Raw genomic sequence first — 23,604 nt, forward strand, 5'->3', positions numbered from 1 at the left:
CCTGACTGTTATCTGAAGGTGCACAGTGTTTACACGGCTGTAGCGCTGCGCGACGTTTCGACGGTCGACGCAGCAACCGGGTAACCCGGACACTTTGCTCAAGCGTCCGGTTCACCGCCCAGAGTTTCCAGTACGACCTGTGCGACCGCCTTCATCGTGGAGCGCCGATCCATCGCGGCGCGCTGAATCCACTTGAACGCCTCAGGTTCGGTGAGCGCTTGGCGAACCATCAGAACACTCTTGGCTCGCTCGATCAGCTTGCGTGCTTCGAGCCGGTCCGAAAGATCAGCGACCTCACGCTCGAGCGCCGTCACCTCGCGGAAACGACTGACCGCCAATTCGACAGCGGGAACGAGGTCACTGATCGAGAACGGCTTGACCAAGTAAGCCATGGCGCCGGCATCGCGTGCGCGCTCGACCAACTCGCGCTGACTGAACGCTGTGAGAATGACAACAGGAGCGATGCGTTTGGCGGCAATCTCCGAAGCGGCGTCGATGCCGTCTCTCCTGGGCATTTTCACGTCCATGATGACCAGATCAGGCTTGAGCGACTCGGCCAACTCCACCGCGACCTGCCCGTCACCCGCCTCACCGACGACGTCGTAGCCCTCTTCGCGGAGCATCTCGACCAGATCCATGCGGATCAACGCCTCGTCTTCAGCGACGACAACACGACGGGGTGCGAGCTGATTGCCTTGCGGCTGCGGCGAATTCATGGCCACCATCCTCCTCCATCGAACCGCCCCGACACGAGACGCGAACGATTAGAGGGTACCGGTGTTTGACATTGAAATCGCATCTTCTAATGTAGTCATCGCAACAAGCCCTCGTATCCCAATTGGCAGAGGAAACGGATTCAAAACCCGTCCAGTGTGAGTTCGAGTCTCACCGAGGGCACCACCTGCCGCAGCTGGCCGCACTGCAAGGTTTCGGCATTCGGCTGTACCCCAGATCGACCGCCGTTAGATTCGATCCATGAACGGTCACCGGCTGATTGCTCTGCTCGGAGCCATATCGATTCTCGCGCTGCTCACCGGGTGTCAAACAGACGGCCAATCCAATACTGCCGGCGAATCCAGCGCTGCCGGCGAATCTTCCACCCAGGCCGCGCTCGATGCTGCAACACAGACCGGCACCCTTCAGGTCGGCTCTCCCCCGATCGATGCCCCATCCACCGAGATCTCCACGCTTGCTCCGCTCCCGAACGACACGGAGGTCCCTTCACCGACTCCGCGCGTCGACGTGACCGAGATCGACGTGATCGATCACGATGGTTTCACCCGCATCACCTATCGCTTCGACGGAAGCGGATCTGTGTTCTGGAAAACCGAATACGTCAGTGAAGCAATCCGAGCGGGTGACAGCACAGTCGTGGACGTCGGAAGTCGATCGATACTTCAAGTCGACCTGATGGGAGTCCAATCGGATTCGTCGCTCAACTCCGTATCTCACGAGGGCGAAAACATCACGCGCATAGACAGTGCAGCCAGGAACAGTGCGATCCTGCAGTCGTTTGTCGGCACGGTCGACATCCGTCCGGCATACACCGTATCGACATCCGATTCACCGTCCCAGTTGACGATCGACATCCCCAAGGCAGACAGCTGACTGTCGAATACCCAATTGCGCGCTCAGCTCAGCCATTCCAGCGCAGCGGTGCTCGACGCGGTAATTCGGTTATCGCGGGGCGGATGAATACTCCGTCTCGAAACCGAGGTCTCACAATCGATCCGAGGCGATTGCGGTATCCGGTTCAACACGACTGTCATGATTCTCACTGCATGCCCGAACGTCCGCTGCTCGAACTGCTGCTGCCAGTGTTTGTTCCAGCAGGACTGCCACCGTCATGGGGCCGACGCCACCCGGCACTGGTGTGATCGCACCGGCATGTGGGAGCGCAGCGGCGTACTCCACATCTCCGACGTTGCCCTCGTTGTACCCCGCATCGATCACCACTGCCCCAGGCTTGATCCACGCCCCTTTGATCAGTTCCGGAACACCGACGGCCGCGATGACGACGTCTGCCGAGGCGACGTGTGCGGCCAGGTCGACGGTGCGCGAATGGCAGTATGTCACCGTTGCGCCTCGACGCAGGAGGAGCATTCCCATCGGCAATCCGAGTATCGGGCTTCGGCCGACCACGACGGCATGCTTTCCGGTGAGTTCGACGCCTGTGGCGTCGAGGAGGCGCAGGATGCCACTCGGTGTACATGATTCGAATCCCCCACCGGTCAACGCCATTGCCGCGAACGCTGCCGAGGTAACGCCGTCAACGTCTTTGTCGGCCGAGATGGCATCGAACGCGGCCCGTTCGTCGATGTGGCCTGGCACCGGGTGTTGCAGCAGTATGCCGTCGATCGAAGGGTCCGCCGACAACGCTCTCAGCACGTCGACCAGTTCTTCGGTGGTTGTACTCACCGGGAGTTCGACCGTCCGCGACGTCATTCCGACGGCGACAGATCGTTTGGCCTTCATCTGTACATACGCCTTCGAGGCCGGGTCCGCTCCCACGATGACGGCGGCCAGGCATGGAACGTGCCCCGCCTCATCACGAAACTGCCTGGTGCGCACTGACAGGTCCGCTAGCGCAGCATCGGCAATTGCGCGTCCGTCGATTATTCGAGCGGCCACGTTCTGGCTGGGCAGATTTTCGGTAGACAGATTTTCGGTAGGCCGATTCTCGGTAGACATGGATCCCCCTTCACACAAGATGTGTGAAGCACCCAGGCGGTCGATGCCTCGCGATGTGCACTCCCCGGTGGTAATCCCCACCCGCGCCAGTCGTGCGTGGTCAGCGTACCGCGCGGTTCTTTCAGCGCCACGAAACGCATCGAGAACGCAACTCACAAAACGAGACAAATCGACATAACCTATCAATAGGTAACGATCTGACCTGCAGTTATTCCATCCTGTGCAATTAGATGGCACGATGGGGGCAACCGCACGGGCACCAAGCATTGGAGGCACCGATGGACAACGGCAAGATAAACCTGACCTATGACGGTCGGGTGTCACTGAGCTTCCAACTGGCGATTCCGCACGCACCGGACAAGGTCTGGAAAGTGATAACGGAACGCGAGTACCTCGACGCCTGGTTCCCGGCGGACGTCGATTTCGATCTCACTCCCGGCGCGGATCTACTGTTCAAGGTGACACCGGAACAAGTCGAGCGTTTCGGACTGCCCGCAGATCACGTGACGCGCGGGACGGTCATCAGCGTCCACCCGCACCGAATTCTCGAATTCCTCTGGGACGCAGATACTCTGCATTGGGAACTGGCACCGGACGGCACCGGCGGCTGTTGGCTGACTCTCACCCACACGATGGAAGACGAAGAGTCCGCGTACGCGCACGCCGCCGGTTGGCACGCGGGCTTGGAAGTTGTTGCGGCCCAACTCGATGGACGCGAAGTCGACTGGTCTCCGTGGGACCGCGCCGACGAACTCTCACCGCAATATCGCAAGTCTGCTTGATTCTGGGCCCGAGTTCAGTCTCGGGCCCGCATCTCATTCCCCTTTACGCGGGAAATGCCTGATCATTCCTTCTTGGACCACCGTCGCCAACAGCAGTCCTTCCACCGAGAAGTACCGTCCGGTTGCCAGACCGCGCGAACCTGCGGCGACCGGCGATTCGGTGGCGTACAGGACCCAGTCGGTGAACCGGAACGGGCGATGGAACCAGATCGAATGATTGACCGTCGCCGCGACGATACGATCATGACCCCAGGACAAACCATGAGTGGTCAGAATCGAATCGAGCACGGTGGTGTCGGACGAATATGCCAGCGTCGCAGCGTGAATGAGCGAATCGTCCGGCAGATCACCGTCGGGGCGCATCCACACCCGATTGTGGTTGAGTTTCTCGCCGGTGCCCTTGAGGATCCACGCCGGATCGTTGGCGTACCGCATGTCGATCGGCTTGAGCGCCGCACTGAAATGCGGCAGTTTTTCCTCGTACCCCACCAGATGATCGCCGATGGGAGGCAACGACTCCGGAAGTGGAACATCCGGGATCTCGACAGCATGGTCGAGCCCCTTGCCGGAGTCCTGGAACGCCGCGAGCATCACGAACAATTCGTTCTCACCCTGATAGGCAGTCACCTGACGGTTGGCGAACGCCCGCCCGTCGCGATGACGATCCACCCGATACTCGATGGGCGCCTTGACATCTCCGCCGCGAATGAAATGGGCATTCACCGCATGGATGGGGCGATCACCGTCGACGGTCCGCCCGGCGGCCATCAGTGCCTGAGACACCAACTGACCGCCGAACGTCCGCGAACCTACCTGTTTCGGGTGGTATCCACGGAACGCGTCTTCACCGATCTGCTCCAGATCCAACAAACCGAGGAGAGTACCGAGGTCGGTGGACGCGTTCGCGTGGGTCACTCAGTGGTCCTCTTCACCGATACGGTGGACGTGAATGAGGTTGGTGGAACCGACAGTTCCCGGAGGGGACCCGGCAACGATGACCACGAGGTCGCCCTTGACGTACCGCCCGAGGGAGAGCAACGCACTGTCCACCTGACGCACCATCTCGTCGGTGGTGGCCACCGCATCGACCAGGAACGTCTCGGTTCCCCACGTCAGCGTCAGCTGACTGCGCACCGCGGGCAGCGGTGTGAAGGCGAGCAACGGCAGCGGCGTGTGCAGACGAGCCAGTCGACGCACCGTGTCACCGGACTGAGTGAACGCAACCAAGGCCTTGGCGTCGAGACGTTCGCCGATGTCGCGTGCTGCGTACGAGATGACACCGCGCTTGGTGCGCGGGACGTGGGTCAACGGTGGGACACGGGTCGATTCGTTCTCGACGGCCTCGACGATGCGGGCCATGGTGCGAACGGTTTCCATGACGTACTTGCCCACCGAAGTCTCGCCCGAGAGCATGACTGCGTCGGCGCCGTCGAGAACGGCGTTGGCGACATCGGATGCCTCTGCGCGAGTGGGACGTGAGTTCTCGATCATCGACTCGAGCATCTGCGTCGCGACGATGACCGGCTTCGCGTTCTCACGAGCAATCTGGATTGCGCGCTTCTGAACGAGCGGGACCTGCTCGAGCGGCAACTCGACACCGAGGTCACCGCGGGCGACCATGACGGCGTCGAACGCGAGCACGATGGCTTCGAGATTGTCGATGGCCTCGGGCTTCTCGAGCTTCGCGATGACGGGAACGCGGCGCCCGACTCGATCCATGATGGCGTGAACCAATTCGACGTCCGCCGGTGAGCGAACGAAGGAGAGTGCAATGAAGTCGACACCCAGCTTGAGAGCGAACTCGAGGTCGGCGATGTCCTTGCCCGACAGGGCTGGAACGGAGACGTTCATACCGGGCAGTGAGAGGCCCTTGTTGTTGCTGACCGGACCGCCTTCGGTGACCCGACAGACGACGTCGTTGCCGTCGATGGACGTGACGACCAGGCCGACCTTTCCGTCGTCGACCAGCAGTCGATCGCCGGCCTTGGCGTCGCGCGCCAATTCCTTGTACGTGGTCCCGACGCGATCGTGCGTTCCCTCGACGTCGTCGACGGTGATACGAACCTCTTCACCGTTGGCCCAGGTGGTCCGCTCGTCCTTGAATCGGCCGAGGCGAATCTTGGGCCCCTGAAGGTCGGCGAGAACACCGACGGCCTTTCCGGTGGCGTCCGACGCGGCGCGGACGCGAATGTAGTTTTCTTCGTGATCGGCATGCTCGCCGTGGCTGAAGTTGAGGCGCGCCACGTCCATGCCGCTCTCCACGAGCTCACGGATGCGGTCGCCAGAAGCTGTCGCAGGTCCAAGTGTGCATACAATTTTTGTCCGTCGGTTCACGGCTCGAGCCTAGTCGCTACCCCACCGCACTTCTATCCGGCATTTGCGACCTGCACTTTCTGTACTTACTCGATTCAGTTGGTCAGCTCACGAACAGCGGAAATGCCTTTGGATGAACCGGAGCCGGAAGCGCCGACTCGCCTGTGAGAAACATGTCGACGGCACGTGCGGCCGACCGTCCCTCGGCAATCGCCCACACGACCAGCGATGCCCCGCGATGCGCGTCGCCGCAGACGAATACGCCGGGTGTCCGGGTCTGCCACCCGACATCACACTCGATTCTGCCGAGTGGATCGGTGCCGACATCAAGGTCGGTGAGCAGTGGGGCGGTTTCGACGCCGTCGAAACCCAGAGCGAGCAGGACCATCTCACACACGAGATCGATCGTGTCTCCAGTCTCCACCAAGGTCCGTTGTCCGTTCTTCGCTCGAGACACGGCTACCGGAACCATCCGGATTGCACGGACCGCACCCTCACCGTCGTCGAGAAATTCCTGCGCCGCCCACCGGAACCGTTTGTCACTGCCCTCCTCGTCTGCCGGCGAGGTGCGCAGGACCCGCGGCCACAACGGCCATGGGTCGCGATCTCGATCGCGGCGTGCCGGAGGTGGGACGTGGTAATCCAATTCCGTCACCGAGAGCGCGCCTTGGCGATGCACCGTGCCGAGGCAGTCGGCGGCCGTGTCGCCGCCACCGATGATCACGACGTTCTTACCTCGCGCCGAGATGCTCGACGCACCATCACCCTCGCATTCGCGGTTGGCCGCACGCAGGTACGTCATCGCACGATGGATTCCGCGAAGACTACGACCCGGTACGTCGGTGTCTCTGGCACGATCAGCCCCGACCGCCAGGACTACCGCCTCGAATTCCGTCGAGAGGTCGTGCGCGCTCACGTTCACTCCGACGGCGCAGTCGGTGACGAATCTGATCCCCTCGGCGGTCAGTTGGTCCAGCCGCCGGTTGATGAGGGCCTTGGGCAACTTGAATTCCGGAATTCCGTAGCGAAGCAGTCCCCCGATCCGATCACTCCGCTCGAACACCGTGACACGGTGTCCGGCTCGTGTCAGTTGTTGAGCCGCGGCCAGTCCCGCCGGTCCCGAACCGACAACCGCAACACGGTTTCCGCTGTGAACTACCGGAGGCCGTAGTCCCAGTGAACCCGACTCCCAGGCGTTGTCGACGATCGCCTGTTCGATGCGCTTGATGGTGACACCCCCCGACGTGTGCTCGTCGTCGAGTGCGAGAACGCACGCCGTTTCGCACGGTGCGGGGCACAGATGTCCGGTGAACTCGGGAAAATTGTTGGTGGAATGCAGATTCTCCGAGGCTTCGGACCACCGTCCACGCCGAACCAGGTCGTTCCATTCCGGAATGAGATTGCCGAGCGGACACCCTATGTCGGCCGAATGGCAGTACGGCACAGCGCAGTCCATGCAACGCGAGGCCTGTGCAGATACGTCTCGATTTCGCACGACGGGATCCAGCGACTCGTATACCGACGCCCAGTCGCCGACGCGCACGTCGGTCGGTCTGGTCGGTGCGCCGGATCGTTTCACGTTGAGGAACCCGCGTGGGTCAGGCATGAGCCGGCTCCACCAGTTGGTTCTCTTCCACGACCTTCCGGTAGTCGACAGGCAAGACTTTGGTGAATCTCGGACTCTGGCCAACCCAGTCGTCGAGAAGTTTCGCAGCCACCGGCGAGCCGGTCGCAGCCAAATGCTCGCCGAGAATGTCGACCAGCTGACGACAGTCTTCCGCCGAAGGCCGCTCCAGCACGACCATGTCGCGGTTGACCTTCTCTGCCTTCACATCGAGTACGAAGGCAATTCCGCCCGACATTCCCGCAGCAAGGTTCCTACCAGTTGGGCCGATGATGACGACGCGACCCCCGGTCATGTACTCACACGCATGGTCGCCGACGCCTTCCACCACAGCGACCGCACCCGAGTTTCGCACCGCGAATCGTTCCCCGACACGCCCCCGGGCATAGAGCGCACCGCTCGTAGCGCCGTACAGCAGCGTATTGCCGGCAATCACCTGCTCCTCGGCCACGAAGGGTGCGTCCTCACTCGGCCGAAGCGCGATTCGTCCACCCGAGAGCCCCTTTCCCACGTAATCGTTTGCATCGCCGACGACGACCAGCGAGATGCCCGGTGGCAGGAACGCACCGAGTGACTGGCCCGCCGTTCCACGGAGCACGACGTCGATGGTGCCGTCAGGTAGCCCAACGGCGCCGTAGCGTCTGGTCACCTCTGCGCCCAGCCTCGTTCCCACCGCCCGATCCGTATTGTGTACTGGCAGTTCGATATGCACGGGTCGAGCGTCCGCGAGTGAGTTCGCGGCGCACTCGATCAGGGTGCGTTCGAGTTCGCTCGAAACAGGTACACACGGCGGGTAGGCCGCGCCGGTCGGCGCGGCCGGAACGTCGAAGAGTGGTGAGAGGTCCAACGTGCGACTCTTCCAATGCGCCACCGCCGGAGACATTTCCAATACGTCTGCGTGGCCCAGAGCGTCGTCGATACTTCGAAACCCCAGTTCTGCCAACAGCCGTCGTACGTCGTCGGCGATGAAGCGGAAGAAGTTCTCGACGTACTCGGGCCGGCCGGTGAATCGCTCGCGCAGTTCGGGATTCTGCGTTGCTACTCCGACGGGGCAGGTGTCGAGGTGACATACCCGCATCATGACGCAGCCGGCCGCGATGAGTGGCGCCGTGGAAAACCCGTACTCCTGCGCCCCCAGCAACGCGGCGACGACGACGTCCCGCGCCGTGCGCAAACCCCCATCACACTGGACGACGATTCGATCGCGTAACCCGTTGAGCACCAGAGTCTGCTGAGTTTCGGCCAGCCCGACCTCCCAGGGCGTACCCGCGTGGTGGATGGACGAGAGTGCCGCAGCACCCGTCCCACCGTCGTGACCGGAGATCAGCACCACGTCGGCGTGCGCTTTGGCCACACCTGCCGCAACAGTCCCGACTCCGGCTGCGCTGACCAACTTCACGTGTATCCGCGCACGATCGTTTGCGCATCTGAGGTCGTAGATCAATTGGGCGAGATCCTCGATCGAATAGATGTCGTGGTGCGGGGGCGGAGAAATGAGCCCGACCCCAGGCGTCGAGTACCGGGTTTCCGCGATCCACGGGTACACCTTGGACCCCGGAAGCTGCCCTCCTTCACCGGGCTTGGCACCTTGGGCCATCTTGATCTGAATGTCGGTGGCATTGACCAGGTAATCGCTGGTCACCCCGAAGCGCCCACTCGCGACCTGCTTGACTGCGCTTCGACGCTTGTCGTCACGCAACCGCTCCGGCGACTCTCCGCCCTCACCGGTGTTGGAACGCCCGCCGAGAGCATTCATCGCAACCGCCATCGTCTCGTGCGCCTCCGCAGAGAGGGAGCCGTAGCTCATCGCACCGGTGTTGAATCGAGCGAGAATCATCTCGACGGGTTCGACCTGATCGAGCGGAATCGGCGGACGAACCTCACACCGAAATCGAAACAATCCCCGCGGTGTTCCGCCCTGCGCGCTCAGTCGATCGACTTCATCGCTGTAGCGGCGAAAGATTTCACTTCGCCCCGTCCGGGTCGCGTGCTGAAGGAAGAACACGGATTCGGGTGTGAACACATGCAATTCACCATCGCGGCGATACCGGTACTGTCCGCTGTCGGTCAACTGACGATTGTCGAACTGACGATGCTGCACTGCGGACGACGAGAACGCAGCCGTGTGGCGCATCAGAACTTCGCGCGCGACTTCGGTGATACCGATCCCGCCGATCCGGCTCCGTGTGTTGCAGAAGTATTCGTCGACCAACTCTCGACCCAAGCCCACGGCCTCGAATACCTGTGCGCCCGTGTAGGAGTGAACCGTAGCGATTCCCATCTTCGACATCACTTTGAGCACGCCGAAATTTGTTGCTCTCAGGTAGTTGTCCGACGCAGTCTTCGGATCTATCCCGGGAAGTTCGTCCTGCTCGCTGAGGGCTTGGACAGATTCGAGAGCAAGATACGGGTGGACAGCCGCCGCACCGTAGCCGATCAGCAGCGCGATGTGATGAACTTCGCGCGCGTCACCCGAGTCGACGACAAGGGAAACCTTGGTCCGCAGGCCATGACGAACCAGATCGTGGTGCACGGCTGATACTGCGAGCAATGATGGAATGGGAGCCTGCTCAGGGCCTGATCCACGGTCGGAGATCACCAGAATCTCGATTCCGGCTGCGGCGGCTGTTCGGGCGGACTCACGAAGCCTCTCGACGCCTTCGGTGAGACTGCCCCTCGGATCGAAACCTGCGCGAAGGACAGCGCTTCTCGAAGTTCTTGCGCCGTATAGTTCGGCGACCTTCGCCATCTTTCCCGGTCCGATCACCGGTTTGTCGAGAACAATCCTTCGGCACGACAGCGCCGACGCTTCGAACAAGTTCTGCTCAGCGCCGAGGGTGACACCAAGCGTAGTGACGACTTCCTCGCGAATCGCGTCCAAAGGCGGGTTGGTCACCTGAGCAAAGAGCTGAATAAAGTAGTCGTACAACAGCTTCGGCCGATCCGAAAGAACGGCGAGAGGCGTGTCGACACCCATCGATCCCAACGGCTCCGATCCTGAGCTTGCCATCGGGACAAGAATGTCCCGCAGGTCCTCGGCGTGGTATCCGAAGAGCAACTGCCGTTGCAACAGCGGAGCCGGATCGCCTCGAGCAGGCGCAGTCTCGGGGATGTCCTCGAGGTCGACCAATCCCCCGTCGACCCAGTCCCGGTAGGGGGCTGTGCTCGCGAGTTCGGACTTGATCTCCGCATCGGAAACGATGCGATGGCGAGCGGTGTCCACGAGAAACATGCGTCCCGGTTCGAGGCGCCCCTTCTCCAACACCTCGGACGTGGGAGCGTCGAACACGCCGCTCTCACTGGCCAACACGATACGGTCGTTCTTCATCCGCCACCATCGCCCTGGGCGAAGACCGTTGCGATCCAACACGGCCCCGACAACAATGCCGTCGCTGAACGTCACGGACGCCGGACCGTCCCACGGTTCCATCAGACAACCGTGAAATTGGTAGAAGGCCTTTATCTCGTCGGGCATCGAAGAATCGTTCTCCCAGGCACCGGGAATCATCATCGCGATGGCGTGTTGCACACTGCGGCCCCCGAGCGTCAAAAGCTCCAGTACTTCGTCGAACGACGAAGAGTCGGATCCTCCCGGGGTGCAGATCGGAAACAGGCGATCGATGTCCCCACCTAAAAGTGTGCTCCGCAGCATCGGCTCGCGAGCGCGCATCCAATTCCTGTTTCCCACAATCGTATTGATCTCGCCGTTGTGGGCGATGCAGCGATACGGCTGAGCGAGTGGCCACGACGGAAATGTGTTCGTGGAGTATCGACTGTGCACGACTGCCAACGCAGTTCGCATTCGGTCGTCGCGTAGGTCGGTGAAGTAACCGGGTAACTGCGTCGGCGTCAGCATGCCCTTGTACACGATGGTTCGGGCGGACAACGAGGGGAAATACACCGCATCATCGGCCGAATGAATTCGCTCGACTTGTCTCCTGAGCGCAAACACTCGTCTGTCCAAGGCAATTCCGCCCACACTACGATCTCGCGACTCGGCGCACGTCACAAAACACTGACTGATGTACGGAGCGCACTGCGCGGCAACGGTTCCGACGCAGTCTCGGTCGACCGGCACCTCTCGCCACCCGATAACCTGCAGTCCTTCTGCCGCTGCGTACCGGTGTATCCGAACTACCGCGCGCCAACGTGCTTCCTGATCCACCGGGAGAAAGCAGTTTCCGGCCGCGTAGGTGTTCTCACCCATCGCGTTGGGTGGTGGAAGCTCGAACTCGGTCACCGCGTCGAAGAACTCCGTCGGCAGCTGAATCAGAATGCCCGCGCCGTCTCCGCTGTTGGATTCGCGCCCAACTGCGCCGCGATGGGAGAGATTGCCCAGGACCGCGAGCGCATCGTCGACAATGGAATGCAGGTGGCGTCCAGAGGTGTCTGCTACCACGGCTACACCACACGAATCGGTTTCCTGATCGGGGTCGTACAGGGCCCTAGGTTCAGGTATTCGAGAAAACGGCACTCGGCGACCTCCACGCGGACATGCAGCCGACGTGCGCTAGTTTATCAGCCCATAACCGCAGGTCGCGAGAGCAAAACGGTGACCCCCTGATACCGAGGCATCAGGGGGTCACACTTGCCGAGGGTCGTTTCGATCAGCTACGCAAAGGGCGGTTGTACTGATCGCGCACACTGCCGGTCAACATCATGATTCCGTCGATGAGCGGCCAGATGCCACCGATTCCACACGTCAACCAAGTGACCGCGATCTGTGCGACAGCCATGCCGGGCTGGTTGAGATAAAAACGTCCTGCACCGAATCCGCCGAGCAGAATGCCCAGCAATCCGGCAGTCGTCTTCGACTTGTCCGAGTACGGTTCACCGGTCATCGGGTCACGTCCGTATGGTGCGGACGGGTCGACCAGGCCGTAGCCAGGCTGAGGATAACCCTGAGCTTGTGGGTACCCCTGAGGCTGACCGTAACCCGGCTGTGAGTATCCCGGCTGTGAGTATCCCGGCTGTGAGTATCCCGGCTGGGGGTAGCCCTGCGGCGGAGCCGCGTAGGGATTCGGAGTCTGATCTGCCGGTGCACCGTAGACGGGACCGTCCGTCGGGGTTTGGGTCGGGCTCGAGTAGTCCGGCGCCGGATAGTCGGTCGCCGGATAGTCGGTCGCCGGATAGTTCTGGGCGGCGTAACTTTCCTGCGACGTGTACGGCGCTGTCGGCTGATTCGGGGTGGAATCAGAATCGGCAGCGGGAAACGCTGTGGTCGATTCGGTTCCGGTCGGCGGCGGGTAGATGGGGTGGTTTCCCCACCCCGGACCGTTTCCGACTCCCGAATACGTGTCCCAGCCTGGACCGGTGCCGGTGGTCTCCGTCGACGGCGTCTTTTCGGTGGGTGCCGAGGTTTCCGTCAACGACGCATCCGCCGTCGCGTCGTAGTCGAACGGCGACCCGAACTGCGGTGGAACCGGCGGCTGTGATCCAGACGAGTCCCCCGACTCGGAAGGTTCCGGATTCTTGTTCAAGTTAGGCAACGTACTTTCCTTCGATTCGACGACGGTACGTAATAGCTTTTGTTATCGGACTTCGAGAAGGTTCGACCTTCTCGAGGCCAGTCCCCCACACATGTTTCCTCGGTTCGCGCTCGCGACTCATCCTCGCAATGGCCGGCGAGCACCGTCCCGCGCATTGCCCGAAAGTATCACGATGCCGTCGACGAACGCCCAGATCCAGATTCCGATCGCAAATGGAATTCCGATGAGGAACGCCGACATGAACAGCGCGAAGAACATGCCGAGCAGTTGGCACAATCCGATGCCGACACTTCCGATATAGAGGCGCCCGACTCCACAGATTCCGAAGAAGCCCAGCAAGATCTGCAACAGTCCAGCGGTGGCCTTCGACTTGTCGGAATACGGTTCCCCGGTTACCGGGTGCCGACCGTACGGGGCGTAGGGATCTCCGAACCCGTACATCGATGGAGGCGGCAATGGCTGCTGATATCCGTACGGATTGGGCGCGCCGTAGACCGGTCCCTGATCCTCGGGGAATCCCCCCTGCGAATAGGGACCTGTCACGGCTTGTCTTTCTTCGACAGCTTCACCGCGTCCGACGACTCATCCGACGCTGCCGTGGAGGCGCTTGCCTCACTGGAAGCGGATTCAGCAGCATCGGATTCAGAATCTTCAGCATCGGCCTTCGCCGAATCAGTTTCGGTAACTGGCGCCGCGACTCCTGCTTCGCCGGCAGCTACCGCAGCGACGTAGTCCTTCGACTTCAAATCAGCCGGATCCTCACGACCCTTCTTCGCCAGGAAGAAGTAGGCCAGTGCGGCGAAGAACACGATCCCCGAAGTGAATGTGTTGACGCGAATGCCGGCGATCTCATAGGCGAAATCGTCGCGCATCAGTTCGACGACGAACCGGCCCAGGCAATAGCCCGCGACGTACAGAGCAAACAGACGTCCGTGGCCGATCTTGAATCGGCGGTCGACGAGGACCAGCAGGATCACGATCAGGACGTTCCACACAGCTTCGTAGAGGAACGTCGGGTGAACGACCCGAATGACTTCTCCGTTGGAGACACCTGCCAGTTGATCGAGCTGGCCGGAAGAGTTCACACGCTCGAAGATCTCGAGGCCCCACGGGACGGTGGTCTCGCGACCGTACAACTCCTGGTTGAAGTAGTTGCCGATACGACCGATGGCCTGCGCGAGCAAGATTCCGGGCGCAATCGCATCACCGAGCGCGGACACCGGAATGCCGCGTCGACGGCAGCCGATCCACGCACCGATGCCGCCGAGGAACACTGCTCCCCAGATTCCGAGGCCTCCCTGCCACACCTTGAGTGCGTCGAGTGGCTGACCGTTCTCGCCGAAATAGGCGGGCCAGTCGGTCAAAACGTGGTAGAGCCTGCCACCGATCAGACCGAAGGGAACGGCCCAGATCGCGATGTCGAGAACGGTCCCCTTCTCGCCGCCGCGGGCGACCCAACGACGATCTCCCCACACGATCGCGACGATGATGCCGAGGATGATGAAGAGCGCGTAGGCGCGAAGCGCCACCGGTCCGACGTACCAGACGCCTTGGGGCGGGCTGGGGATATAGGCCAGCAGGTCCACAGTTGAGGTCACGACGCCACGGTAGCCGAGCGGACGCCCTCGGCGAGTTCTTCGGTGAGCGAGCGAACCGCTCCCAGGCCGTTCTCGACCGCGGAGACCAGAGCCGAGCCGACGATGACGGCATCGGCGTATGCCGCGATTTCGGCAGCCTGTGCGCCGGAGCGAACTCCCAATCCGACGCCGACGGGAATGTCGGAATGCGCGCGGATTCGTGCGGTCAGTTCCGGAGCCATCGAAGACACGGCGTCGCGAGCGCCGGTGACACCCATCGTCGAGGCCGCGTAGATGAATCCACTACTCGCATCGAGTGTCATCGCGAGTCGTTCTTCCGTCGAGGACGGAGCGACAAGGAAGATCCGGTCGAGGTGGTGCTCCTCGGATGCTTCCATCCAGGCGCCGGCTTCTTCCGGAATGAGGTTGGGGGTGATCAGTCCGAGCCCGCCGGCGGAAGCGAGGTCTCGTGCGAACTTGTCGACGCCGTACTGCAGTACCGGGTTCCAGTAGGTCATCACGACGGCCTTGCCGCCGACCGAACTGATCTGCTCGATCACGGTGAAGATGTCGCGAAGGCGAACGCCGTTGGTGAGTGCGGTTTCGGCTGCACGCTGGATGGTCGGACCGTCCATGACCGGATCGGAATACGCGACACCGACTTCGATGATGTCGCAGCCGCCGTCGACCATCGCCTTGAACACGTCGATCGATTCGGGAACGGTCGGATAACCGGCAGGCAGGTAACCGACGAGGGCGGCACGCTTGTCAGCCTTGCACGCGGCAAAGGTGGGTGCGAGGCGTGATGGTCGTTCGCTCACTTGTCCGAGCCTTCCGTGTTGTCGTTCTCGTCTGCTGCATCATCCGGAGCGGCTGCCTGACCTGAGGCGCCGTCGAAAAGACCGAACCAGCTTGCGGCGGTGTCCATGTCCTTGTCACCGCGACCGGAGAGATTGACGACGATGATCGCGCCCTCACCGAGTTCTTTGCCCAGTCGGAGTGCGCCGGCGACGGCGTGGGCCGATTCGATGGCCGGGATGATGCCCTCGCGGCGCGAGAGCAGCAGCAGCGCATCCATGGCTTCACTGTCGGTGACGGGTTCGTAGGTCGCGCGCCCGATATCGCTCAGGTAAGCGTGCTCGGGTCCGACCCCCGGGTAGTCCAGACCAGCAGAGATCGAGTGCGATTCGATGGTCTGACCGTCTTGGTCCTGGAGGAGGTAGGAGTAGGCACCCTGGAATGCGCCAGGGGTACCGCCGGCGAACGTTGCTGCATGCCTTCCGGTTTCGACACCGTCGCCGGCTGCTTCGTAGCCAACCAGCCGTACCGACAGATCGTCGATGAACGGGTGGAAGATTCCGATTGCGTTGGAGCCGCCTCCGACGCAGGCTGTGACTGCATCGGGCAGGCGGCCGGTCAGTGCCTGAACCTGGACGCGTGTTTCGAGGCCGACCACTCGCTGGAAGTCCCGAACGATGGTGGGGAACGGGTGCGGGCCTGCCGCGGTACCGAAGCAGTAATAGGTGTTGTCCGCGTGGGAAACCCAGTCGCGCAAGGCTTCGTTGATCGCGTCCTTGAGCGTGCGCGAACCGGTCTCGACCGAAACGACCTCCGCGCCGAGCAGGCGCATGCGTGCGACGTTCAGTGCTTGACGTTCGGTGTCGACAGCACCCATGTAGATGACGCACTCGAGACCGAGCAGTGCACAGGCGGTGGCCGATGCCACACCGTGCTGGCCCGCTCCGGTCTCGGCGATGATGCGGGTCTTGCCCATACGCTTTGCCAGCAGAACCTGACCGAGAACGTTGTTGATCTTGTGAGAACCGGTGTGGTTCAGATCTTCACGCTTGAGAAGGATGCGCGCACCGCCGGCGAACTCGCTCATTCGCGTTGCCTCGAAAATCGGCGACGGGCGCCCGGTGTAATCGCGCTGCAAGCGATCGAGTTCGTTCAAGAACGTGTCGTCCGCTCGAGCCTTTTCGTACTCCGCAGTGACTTCCTCGATAACCGCCATGAGGGCTTCCGGCACATGCCGTCCGCCGTAGACGCCGAAATGGCCTCCGGCGTCGGGATCGTGGGAGCGCTCGGTGAGTCCCGCGCTGGCCGGCGGCAGATTGCCGCCCTTGAATATTGCACCGGAGCCTGGTTCCTGAGTACGTGAAGTCACCCCACCAGTCTGCCCCAACGGTGTCGCTGGTCACCGCCCGGGTGCATCAAAGCACGCCGGGCGGGTGAAGCGATTTATCGAGACGGTTTGGGGCAGGACGGGTGCGCACCTGCATTGACCAGATCTGCGACGGCCTTGCGCGGGTCGCCGCTGGTCACGAGGCCTTCACCGACGAGCACTGCGTCGGCGCCCGCCCCGGCGTACGCCAACAGATCGGCAGTTCCGCGAACACCGGACTCGGCAATCTTGATCGTCTCGGTCGGAAGACCGGGAGCGATGCGACCGAAGGTGTTCTTGTCCACCTCGAGAGTCTTGAGATTGCGGGCGTTCACACCGATCACCTTGGCGCCGGCTTCGAGCGCGCGGTTGGCTTCTTCCTCCGTGTGCACCTCGACGAGGGCAGTCATTCCCAGAGATTCGGTGCGATCGATCAACGAGGCGAGCGCCTGCTGCTCGAGTGCCGCGACGATCAGCAAGATGACGTCGGCGCCGTGAGCGCGAGCCTCGTGAATCTGGTACGGCCCCACGATGAAGTCCTTGCGGAGCACCGGAATGGTGACCGCTTTACGGACTGCGTCCAGGTCGGCCAACGAGCCGTGAAAACGGCGCTCTTCGGTGAGAACACTGATGATGCGTGCGCCACCGGCTTGGTACGCCGCGGCAAGCTCAGCGGGATCGGCAATGTCGGCCAACGCACCCTTTGACGGGCTCGCTCGCTTGACCTCGGCGATGACGCCGATGCTCGATTCCAGAAGTGCTGCTGCAGCATCGAGTGCAGGCGGTGCAGCGGCCGCAGCAGCCTTGACTGCAGCGAAGTCGAGTACGGCTTCGCGGGCGGCGACGTCAGCGCGCACCCCGTCGAGAATCGAGTCGAGTACGGTCATCGTGGCCCGAATCCTTTCTGGGCAAGAGCCCGATGTGAGATACGTCATCAGGGTGGTCTCAGCCTAGTGGGACGAAATTTTGCTACTCCGTCGGGGTACCCACGCAGGTGAGGGTTCAGTCTTACTCAGTGGGACGACCCCGGTTTCGCGCCGTTGTCTCCCCCAACTCCGTCGTCCCCGTCAGTCGCTGTCGGGTCCTCTCCGGCGTCGAGCGCATCCCACAACATCCGTTGTGTCACAGGCTCGTCCGATGCAGGTTTGTCTCCCTGACCAAGCTTGGCCGCGGCCTCGCGGCGCGCGGCAGGGTTGTCGTATTTCGACGACAACCCGCCTCGCACTGGAGGTTTGCGCATCAGAAGTACTGCCGCGCCGAGCGCCGCCACCGCTCCGACCAACGCAAGCAAGGCAGGCAGTACCGAAACAGTCGTCGAGAGATCTTCCGGGTGACCGGACAACTCGGCCAACTCCACCGCTCGGTCCGCAGAGGCTCCGGACACCAACAACTGCACTGCCGGAACCGCTACCGCGACGGCGACGAGGGCAACCAACAGTCCGACTACCCGAAGTGCCCAACCTCGCACCGCAAACGACGCCGCGATCGCCGCCAGAAGCGCGAGCGCGAGCGGAGTCATCGCCGCCGCCCAGGTGCTGCCGTCGAGATCCGTCGTCCTCTCCAGCGTCTTGCCGTCGCTCGAGGTCAGATGAACCCACGTCATTCGTGAGCTGCCCCACAGAGCTGCTGCCGACAACGCCAGCAGAAGCGTTCTCGGCACGGCGGTGCCACGAGAAACGCTTGTAGGCTCCGCTGCACTCGACTCGTTCTCACTCACTGATCGTCACCTCCGATGGTGCGCAGGGTGTGCGCCGACGCAATCGCGCTCAGCACTGCCATCGCCTTGTTGCGGGCCTCGGTGTCCTCGTAGACCGGATCCGAGTCGGCGACGACACCGGCGCCAGCCTGGACGTATCCAATCCCGTCCTTGATCAATGCCGTTCGGATCGCGATCGCGGTGTCGGCGTCGCCGGCGAAGTCGAGGTAGCCGACGATGCCGCCGTAGATACCGCGCCTGGTCGGTTCCAGTTCTTCGATCAGCTGCATCGCACGGACCTTGGGCGCCCCCGAGAGGGTTCCAGCGGGGAAGCATGCGGTGACGGCGTCGAGAGCGTGCTTTCCCTCGGCCAGATGTCCGGTGACCGTCGATACGAGATGCATCACGTGGCTGTACCGCTCGATGTGCCGGTAGTCGTGCACCTTCACCGTGCCCGGGCGACAGACACGACCCAGATCGTTTCGCCCCAGATCGACGAGCATGAGGTGCTCGGAGTTTTCCTTCTCGTCGGCGAGGAGGTCCTTCTCGAGCAGGATGTCGTCCTCCTCTGTGGCACCGCGCCATCTGGTTCCAGCGATCGGGTGTGTTGTCGCGACGCCCTCGGCGACGGTTACCAGTGCCTCAGGGCTCGAACCGACGATCGAAAACGCCGTCTCTCCATCACCGTTCGGCACGTTGAGCAGATACATGTACGGGCTGGGGTTCGACGCTCGCAGCATCCGGTACACGTCGATCGGTGCTGCAGTGCAATCGATCTCGAATCGCTGCGAGAGAACTACCTGGAATGCCTCGCCCGCTTCGATGTCGCCGATCAACTTTTCGACATCGACACCGAAGCTCTCGGTGGTGCGCTGACGACGGTAGTTCGGAGTCGCTTTCGAAAATGTCGACACCGTCGATTTCGCCGGCGCCGCGAGAGCACGAGTCATCGCGTCCAACCTTGCGACTGCGTCGTCGTACGCCGTGTCGACGCGCTCGTCCGTGCCGTCCCAGTTGACGGCATTGGCGATGAGGGTGATCGCCCCTTCGTGGTGATCGACTGCGGCGATGTCGGCGGCAAGCAGCATGACCATTTCGGGGATCTGCAGGTCGTCGACCGCGGAGTCACCCAATCTCTCGAGGCGCCGCACCGCGTCGTAGCCGAGGAATCCGACCATTCCGCCGGTCAGCGGGGGCAGGTCGGGCAGCCGCTCCGAACGAAGCAGCTCGAGGGTGGCACCGAGCGCGTCGATCGGGTCGCCGCCGGCCGGAGCGCCGGCCGGAACGTTGCCGTACCAGGCCGCCTCTCCGTCCACGACGGTCAGTGCAGCCGGACTCCCGACGCCGATGAACGACCACCGCGACCACGAACGACCGTTCTCGGCCGACTCGAGCAAGAAGGTGCCGGGACGATTGCCGGCCAACTTCTCGTACGCCGAGAGCGGAGTTTCGGAGTCCGCCAACACTTTCCGAGTGACCGGAACGACCCGGTGCTCAGCTGCGAGAGCTCGGAACTGCTCCCGGGTCGTGGTGGAATCGGACGCGTCACCGACGATCGCGGTGTCGGATGACCGTGCGGACATGGAGGTGGGCTCGCCGTGCATGGCTCCATCATCCCAGGCTCCCCCATGTGGCCGTCGTGCGCGGGTAACCTCGGCCGAATGAAACCAGGCCAACTCGCTCCCGATTTCTCACTGCCCGACCAGGACGGGACTCCGCGCTCGCTGACGAGCCTGCTCGAGAACGGACCCCTGGTCCTCTTCTTCTACCCGGCAGCCTCGACGCCGGTGTGCACCGCCGAGGCGTGCCACTTCCGTGACCTCGGCAGCGAATTCGCCGCGGTGGGCGCTTCGCGAGCGGGCATCAGCACCGATACGGTCGAAGCTCAGTCCACCTTTGCCACCGCACAATCCTTCGACTACCCCCTACTCGCCGACACCGACGGCAAGGTAGCCGAACAGTTCGGCGTCAAGCGCGGACTCCTGGGCAAGATGGCTCCGGTCAAACGCTCGACCTTCGTGATCGACACCGACCGCACCGTCCTCAAAGTCATCTCGAGTGAACTACGCGCCAACACCCACGGCGACCAGGCGCTCGAGTTCCTTCGCAATCGAAGCTGACCCACCTGGGCGACCTGATTCTCTGCGCGATTTGGAATCTCTACGCGACCTGAATCGAGCGCTTCGCAAGCCCCATCCAGAATCCGTCGATCACCTGGGTGGGCACCTGTTCCGGATCGGATGACGCACCGAGCGTGACGAACAACGGGGCGAAGTGCTCGATGGTCGGATGCGCGTACGGCATCCCGGGAGCTTGAGCGCGGAAGTCGATCAAGGAATCGACGTCACCGGCAGCGAACCTCTCCCCTGCCCACGCGTCGAATTCCGCCGACCATCCCGGGGCCTGCGCCTCCGGTGACGGATCGCGCAGGAACGGTAGCCCGTGCGTGGTGAATCCGGATCCCACGATCAGTACACCTTGCTCACGGAGTGGCCGTAGGCGCTGTCCGAGATGGAGCAAACGCTCAGGATCGAGGGTGGGCAGCGAAATTTGCAGTACCGGGATGTCTGCGTCCGGGTACATCACCGTGAGCGGCACGTAGGCACCGTGATCCAGGCCTCGATTCGGCTGCTGAACCACGCGTTCGTTGTCCGGCATCAACGCCGCAACCTGGGCGGCGAGTTCCGGAGCGCCGGGAGAGTTGTACTTCGCGCGGTAGAACCTCTCGGGAAAACCACCGAAGTCGTAGATGAGCGGGGTGCCCGTGGTCGTCGATCCGATCGTCAGCGGTGCTGATTCCCAGTGCGCCGATACGACGAGGATTGCCGTCGGCCGCGGAAGATCGCCGGCCCACGCCCCCAACTGGTCGACCCACAACGCGCTGTCCACCAGCGGCGGAGCACCGTGGCTGAGATACAGCGCAGGCATGGTTGTGGTGGACATACGGACTCCTCGGGATAGACATTCGTCGTAAGTTGAAGGTTCAACCTAATATAGAACTCAACACTTGCGTCCCGCAACTATTCCCCGCAGGATTCTTCTGGACATGCGTCTGAGACGCTGTACACAAGCACGCTCCGTGCACGAAGAATGCTCGACCCGAAGGAGAAGTCACCGATGAGTGAACCGACCGCGCAGCCCGACGCGCAGTCTCAGACGAAGTGGCTCACAGCCGAGCAGCAAGAAGCATGGCTGACACTGATCGCTCTCGTGACACGGTTGCCTGCCGCACTCGACACTCAACTACAACGCGATTCGGCACTCACACACTTCGAATACTTCGTACTCGCGGCACTCTCGGACGCCCCCGACCACAAGCTCCAGTTGTCGGTACTGGCCCAGCGCGCGAACGCGTCCCTGTCCCGCCTCTCGCACGTGATCACGAAGATGGAGAAGGCCGGCTGGGTGAAACGGGAAGTCATTCGTGGCAGCCGCGGCTCCAACGCAGTGCTCACCGACGAGGGAATGGCAAAGGTGGTCGCGGCCGCACCGCCGCACGTCGCCTCAGTTCAAGGTCTCCTCTTCGAGGGCCTCGACGATCGCCAGGTCGCCCAGCTTTCGTCGTTGGGTACAGCAATGCTCACCCAACTGGACAAGGGAATCGCCGCCGGACTCGGCAAGGCCTGACCACATCCCCGAGACGAGCGACTGATGATCAAGACGGCAGCTTCGCGAGGTCGAGAGCAGCCAAGTGACTGAACAGCATGCTCGCTCCGATCGGGTTTCCACCGCCGGGGTACGTAGTCCCGCTGGCCGCTGCCATCGTGTTCCCCGCCGCGTACAACCCGGCAATCGCCGTACCGTCGGCTTTGAGCACCCTCCCGGTCGCGTCGGTCCGTAGACCACCTTTGGTCCCGAGGTCGGAGATGCTGAAAGCGGCAGCGTGAAACGGCCCTTGATCGATCGGTACGAGCGGCGAAGCCCCCTCAGAGAAGGCGCGGTCGTACGCAGTGTCTCCTCGACCGAAGTCCGTGTCGACGCCAGTCGCCGCAAACGCGTTGAATCGCTTCACGGTCTCCACCAGTTCCGCTGTGGGAACATCGATCTGGGCAGCGAGGTCTTCGAGTGTCTGTGCACTCTTCCACAACCCCGCAGCCACATACTGCTCCGTCTGGGCCATGGGTACGTTGGGTGCCTTCACCGGCGGCACTGCGCCTTCTCTGTTGTCGTAGATCATCCAGTACGGCGTGGTTACTTTCCCTGCCCGCATGCGTTCGATGACAGCGCGACCCAAGCGGTCGTACGGCGCTGATTCGTTGACGAATCGACGACCGTCGTCGTCCACGAAGATTCCGCCGGTGAACCACAGCGCAAACGCGGAGCGCCCATCTGGATGGGTGAGTCCCGGCGACCACCAGGCCTCGCCCATCAGGTCGGTGTCGGCACCCGCGGCGACCGCCGCCTGGTGCGCCTTCCCGAGGTTGCCGGGGCAGCCCATCGTGTCGAGAGCGGATCCGGGGACACCGAATTCGGCACGCATGGTCTCGTTCTGCTCGAATCCACCGGCGGCGAGGATCACTCCTCTGCGTGCCTGAATGGTTCGACGCCGACCATCTCGGTCGACGACGGCTCCGACCACCACCCCGTCCTCGACAACCAGTTCCTCGAGAGTGGTCTTCAGGTGCATGGTGGCGTTCGGGAGTTCCGCAAGAGCCAACAGGAATCGACCGATCAACGACTGGCCGCCGACGAGGTACTTCGGCAACTTCTCCCCCAGCCGTTCCGTCGCCAGCGGCGGACGAAGCGAATCACGAAGGGCACCCAGCTTGTTCGCGTTCATCGGCTTGGGAACAATGTGCCGTCCACTCGCTCGAGCCTTGGGCTCCTCACCGAAGTAGTCGGGCCACGGCAGTATCTGGAACTCGAAGTTCGAGTCCTCTTCGAGGTAGTCGATCAACCCGGCGCCACCTCGAACGTAGGCTTCCTGAACGTCGGCGGGCGTACGATCACCCACCACTGATCGGTAGTACTCCAGCGCATCCTCGATGGTGTCGACGTCCCCGCCCCGACGAAGAACGGCGTTGCACGGGAACCACATTCCGCCGCCGCCCGAGTACGCCGTTGTTCCGCCGTACTTGTCGGTTGCTTCGATCGCAATGACGTCGAGGCCTTCGCGGGCTGCCGTGTACGCGCCGGTGAGTCCACCACCTGATCCCACAGCGAGTACGTCGCACGTCTCGTCCCACTTCGTCATCGTCAGCCTCTCTGATTCTGGGCACAGTTTCCGAACATGTTCTAGAAATCGTTCTAACACATGGACTTAGCGAT

The 23,604-nt window shown here is 62.4% G+C and carries 20 protein-coding genes and 1 tRNA gene; 5 read left to right on the forward strand and 16 right to left on the reverse strand.

What is annotated here, in order from left to right:
• Positions 1–98 precede the first annotated feature (98 nt).
• A complete protein-coding gene (locus tag KTR60_RS15890; protein WP_003944029.1) occupies positions 99–716 on the reverse strand; it encodes an ANTAR domain-containing response regulator in 618 nt (205 codons plus the stop codon).
• Between the two features lie 107 nt (positions 717–823).
• Here KTR60_RS15890 and KTR60_RS15895 point away from each other — a divergent pair.
• A tRNA-Leu gene (locus KTR60_RS15895) sits at positions 824–900 on the forward strand.
• A gap of 75 nt (positions 901–975) precedes the next feature.
• The gene (locus tag KTR60_RS15900; RefSeq protein WP_065454988.1) at positions 976–1,608 is read left to right on the forward strand and encodes a hypothetical protein; all 633 of its coding nucleotides are present in this window, start codon (positions 976–978) and stop codon (positions 1,606–1,608) included.
• A 111-nt stretch (positions 1,609–1,719) separates the two neighbouring features.
• Here the strand turns inward: KTR60_RS15900 and KTR60_RS15905 are convergent, their stop codons facing one another.
• Positions 1,720–2,691: a bifunctional 5,10-methylenetetrahydrofolate dehydrogenase/5,10-methenyltetrahydrofolate cyclohydrolase gene (locus tag KTR60_RS15905; RefSeq protein WP_042923090.1), complete on the reverse strand. Its 972-nt coding sequence runs from the start codon at positions 2,689–2,691 to the stop codon at positions 1,720–1,722.
• A 278-nt stretch (positions 2,692–2,969) separates the two neighbouring features.
• Here KTR60_RS15905 and KTR60_RS15910 point away from each other — a divergent pair, with 278 nt between their 5' ends.
• Positions 2,970–3,473, forward strand: a complete 504-nt coding sequence (locus KTR60_RS15910) for an SRPBCC domain-containing protein (protein WP_042923025.1) — start codon at positions 2,970–2,972, stop codon at positions 3,471–3,473.
• 33 nt (positions 3,474–3,506) lie between these two features.
• On the opposite strand, the gene KTR60_RS15915 is transcribed toward KTR60_RS15910, so the two are convergent.
• The 12 genes from KTR60_RS15915 to KTR60_RS15970 all read right to left on the reverse strand — a co-directional run bounded on the left by KTR60_RS15915 (position 3,507) and on the right by KTR60_RS15970 (position 19,940).
• Positions 3,507–4,388: an acyl-CoA thioesterase gene (locus tag KTR60_RS15915; RefSeq protein WP_003944096.1), complete on the reverse strand. Its 882-nt coding sequence runs from the start codon at positions 4,386–4,388 to the stop codon at positions 3,507–3,509.
• Positions 4,389–5,807 (reverse strand): pyruvate kinase, encoded by a 1,419-nt coding sequence (pyk, locus tag KTR60_RS15920; protein ID WP_003944038.1) that lies wholly within the window; start codon positions 5,805–5,807, stop codon positions 4,389–4,391.
• Between the two features lie 82 nt (positions 5,808–5,889).
• Positions 5,890–7,392 (reverse strand): glutamate synthase subunit beta, encoded by a 1,503-nt coding sequence (locus KTR60_RS15925; RefSeq protein WP_215515934.1) that lies wholly within the window; start codon positions 7,390–7,392, stop codon positions 5,890–5,892.
• On the reverse strand, positions 7,385–11,884 hold the full coding sequence (gene gltB, locus KTR60_RS15930) for a glutamate synthase large subunit (protein WP_228401020.1): 4,500 nt from the start codon (positions 11,882–11,884) through the stop codon (positions 7,385–7,387). The genes KTR60_RS15925 and gltB overlap by 8 nt, the downstream gene beginning before the upstream one ends.
• A 133-nt stretch (positions 11,885–12,017) precedes the next feature.
• Positions 12,018–12,890, reverse strand: coding sequence for a TM2 domain-containing protein (locus tag KTR60_RS15935; protein WP_228402283.1), 873 nt, complete (start codon positions 12,888–12,890; stop codon positions 12,018–12,020).
• Between the two features lie 126 nt (positions 12,891–13,016).
• Entirely contained in the window at positions 13,017–13,442 is a 426-nt protein-coding gene (locus tag KTR60_RS15940) for a TM2 domain-containing protein (RefSeq protein WP_030536756.1), read from the reverse strand.
• On the reverse strand, positions 13,439–14,497 hold the full coding sequence (gene lgt, locus KTR60_RS15945; RefSeq protein WP_172403549.1) for a prolipoprotein diacylglyceryl transferase: 1,059 nt from the start codon (positions 14,495–14,497) through the stop codon (positions 13,439–13,441). The genes KTR60_RS15940 and lgt overlap by 4 nt, the downstream gene beginning before the upstream one ends.
• Positions 14,494–15,297, reverse strand: a complete 804-nt coding sequence (gene trpA, locus KTR60_RS15950) for a tryptophan synthase subunit alpha (protein WP_003944010.1) — start codon at positions 15,295–15,297, stop codon at positions 14,494–14,496. Before trpA ends, lgt begins: the two co-directional genes overlap by 4 nt.
• On the reverse strand, positions 15,294–16,643 hold the full coding sequence (trpB, locus tag KTR60_RS15955) for a tryptophan synthase subunit beta (RefSeq protein ID WP_058037527.1): 1,350 nt from the start codon (positions 16,641–16,643) through the stop codon (positions 15,294–15,296). The genes trpA and trpB overlap by 4 nt, the downstream gene beginning before the upstream one ends.
• A gap of 74 nt (positions 16,644–16,717) precedes the next feature.
• Entirely contained in the window at positions 16,718–17,527 is an 810-nt protein-coding gene (gene trpC / locus KTR60_RS15960) for an indole-3-glycerol phosphate synthase TrpC (protein ID WP_003944016.1), read from the reverse strand.
• Between the two features lie 125 nt (positions 17,528–17,652).
• Positions 17,653–18,357, reverse strand: coding sequence for a TIGR02234 family membrane protein (locus KTR60_RS15965; RefSeq protein WP_030536757.1), 705 nt, complete (start codon positions 18,355–18,357; stop codon positions 17,653–17,655).
• Positions 18,354–19,940 (reverse strand): anthranilate synthase component I, encoded by a 1,587-nt coding sequence (locus KTR60_RS15970; RefSeq protein WP_007728697.1) that lies wholly within the window; start codon positions 19,938–19,940, stop codon positions 18,354–18,356. Before KTR60_RS15970 ends, KTR60_RS15965 begins: the two co-directional genes overlap by 4 nt.
• 57 nt (positions 19,941–19,997) lie before the next feature.
• Here KTR60_RS15970 and KTR60_RS15975 point away from each other — a divergent pair, with 57 nt between their 5' ends.
• Positions 19,998–20,456 carry a peroxiredoxin gene (locus KTR60_RS15975; protein WP_042450468.1) on the forward strand — a complete coding sequence of 153 codons (459 nt, stop codon included), beginning with the start codon at positions 19,998–20,000 and terminating at the stop codon, positions 20,454–20,456.
• Between the two features lie 40 nt (positions 20,457–20,496).
• Here KTR60_RS15975 and KTR60_RS15980 read toward each other — a convergent pair whose 3' ends face one another.
• A complete protein-coding gene (locus KTR60_RS15980) occupies positions 20,497–21,279 on the reverse strand; it encodes a dioxygenase (protein ID WP_003944012.1) in 783 nt (260 codons plus the stop codon).
• Positions 21,280–21,453: 174 nt separating this feature from the next.
• Here KTR60_RS15980 and KTR60_RS15985 point away from each other — a divergent pair, with 174 nt between their 5' ends.
• Positions 21,454–21,963 (forward strand): MarR family winged helix-turn-helix transcriptional regulator, encoded by a 510-nt coding sequence (locus KTR60_RS15985; RefSeq protein WP_030536759.1) that lies wholly within the window; start codon positions 21,454–21,456, stop codon positions 21,961–21,963.
• Between the two features lie 28 nt (positions 21,964–21,991).
• On the opposite strand, the gene KTR60_RS15990 is transcribed toward KTR60_RS15985, so the two are convergent.
• Positions 21,992–23,530 carry an FAD-binding protein gene (locus KTR60_RS15990; RefSeq protein WP_228401021.1) on the reverse strand — a complete coding sequence of 513 codons (1,539 nt, stop codon included), beginning with the start codon at positions 23,528–23,530 and terminating at the stop codon, positions 21,992–21,994.
• Between the last annotated feature and the right edge of the window lie 74 nt (positions 23,531–23,604).

This window comes from Rhodococcus sp. C1, from assembly GCF_020809065.1.
Lineage (GTDB): Bacteria > Actinomycetota > Actinomycetes > Mycobacteriales > Mycobacteriaceae > Rhodococcus_F > Rhodococcus_F qingshengii.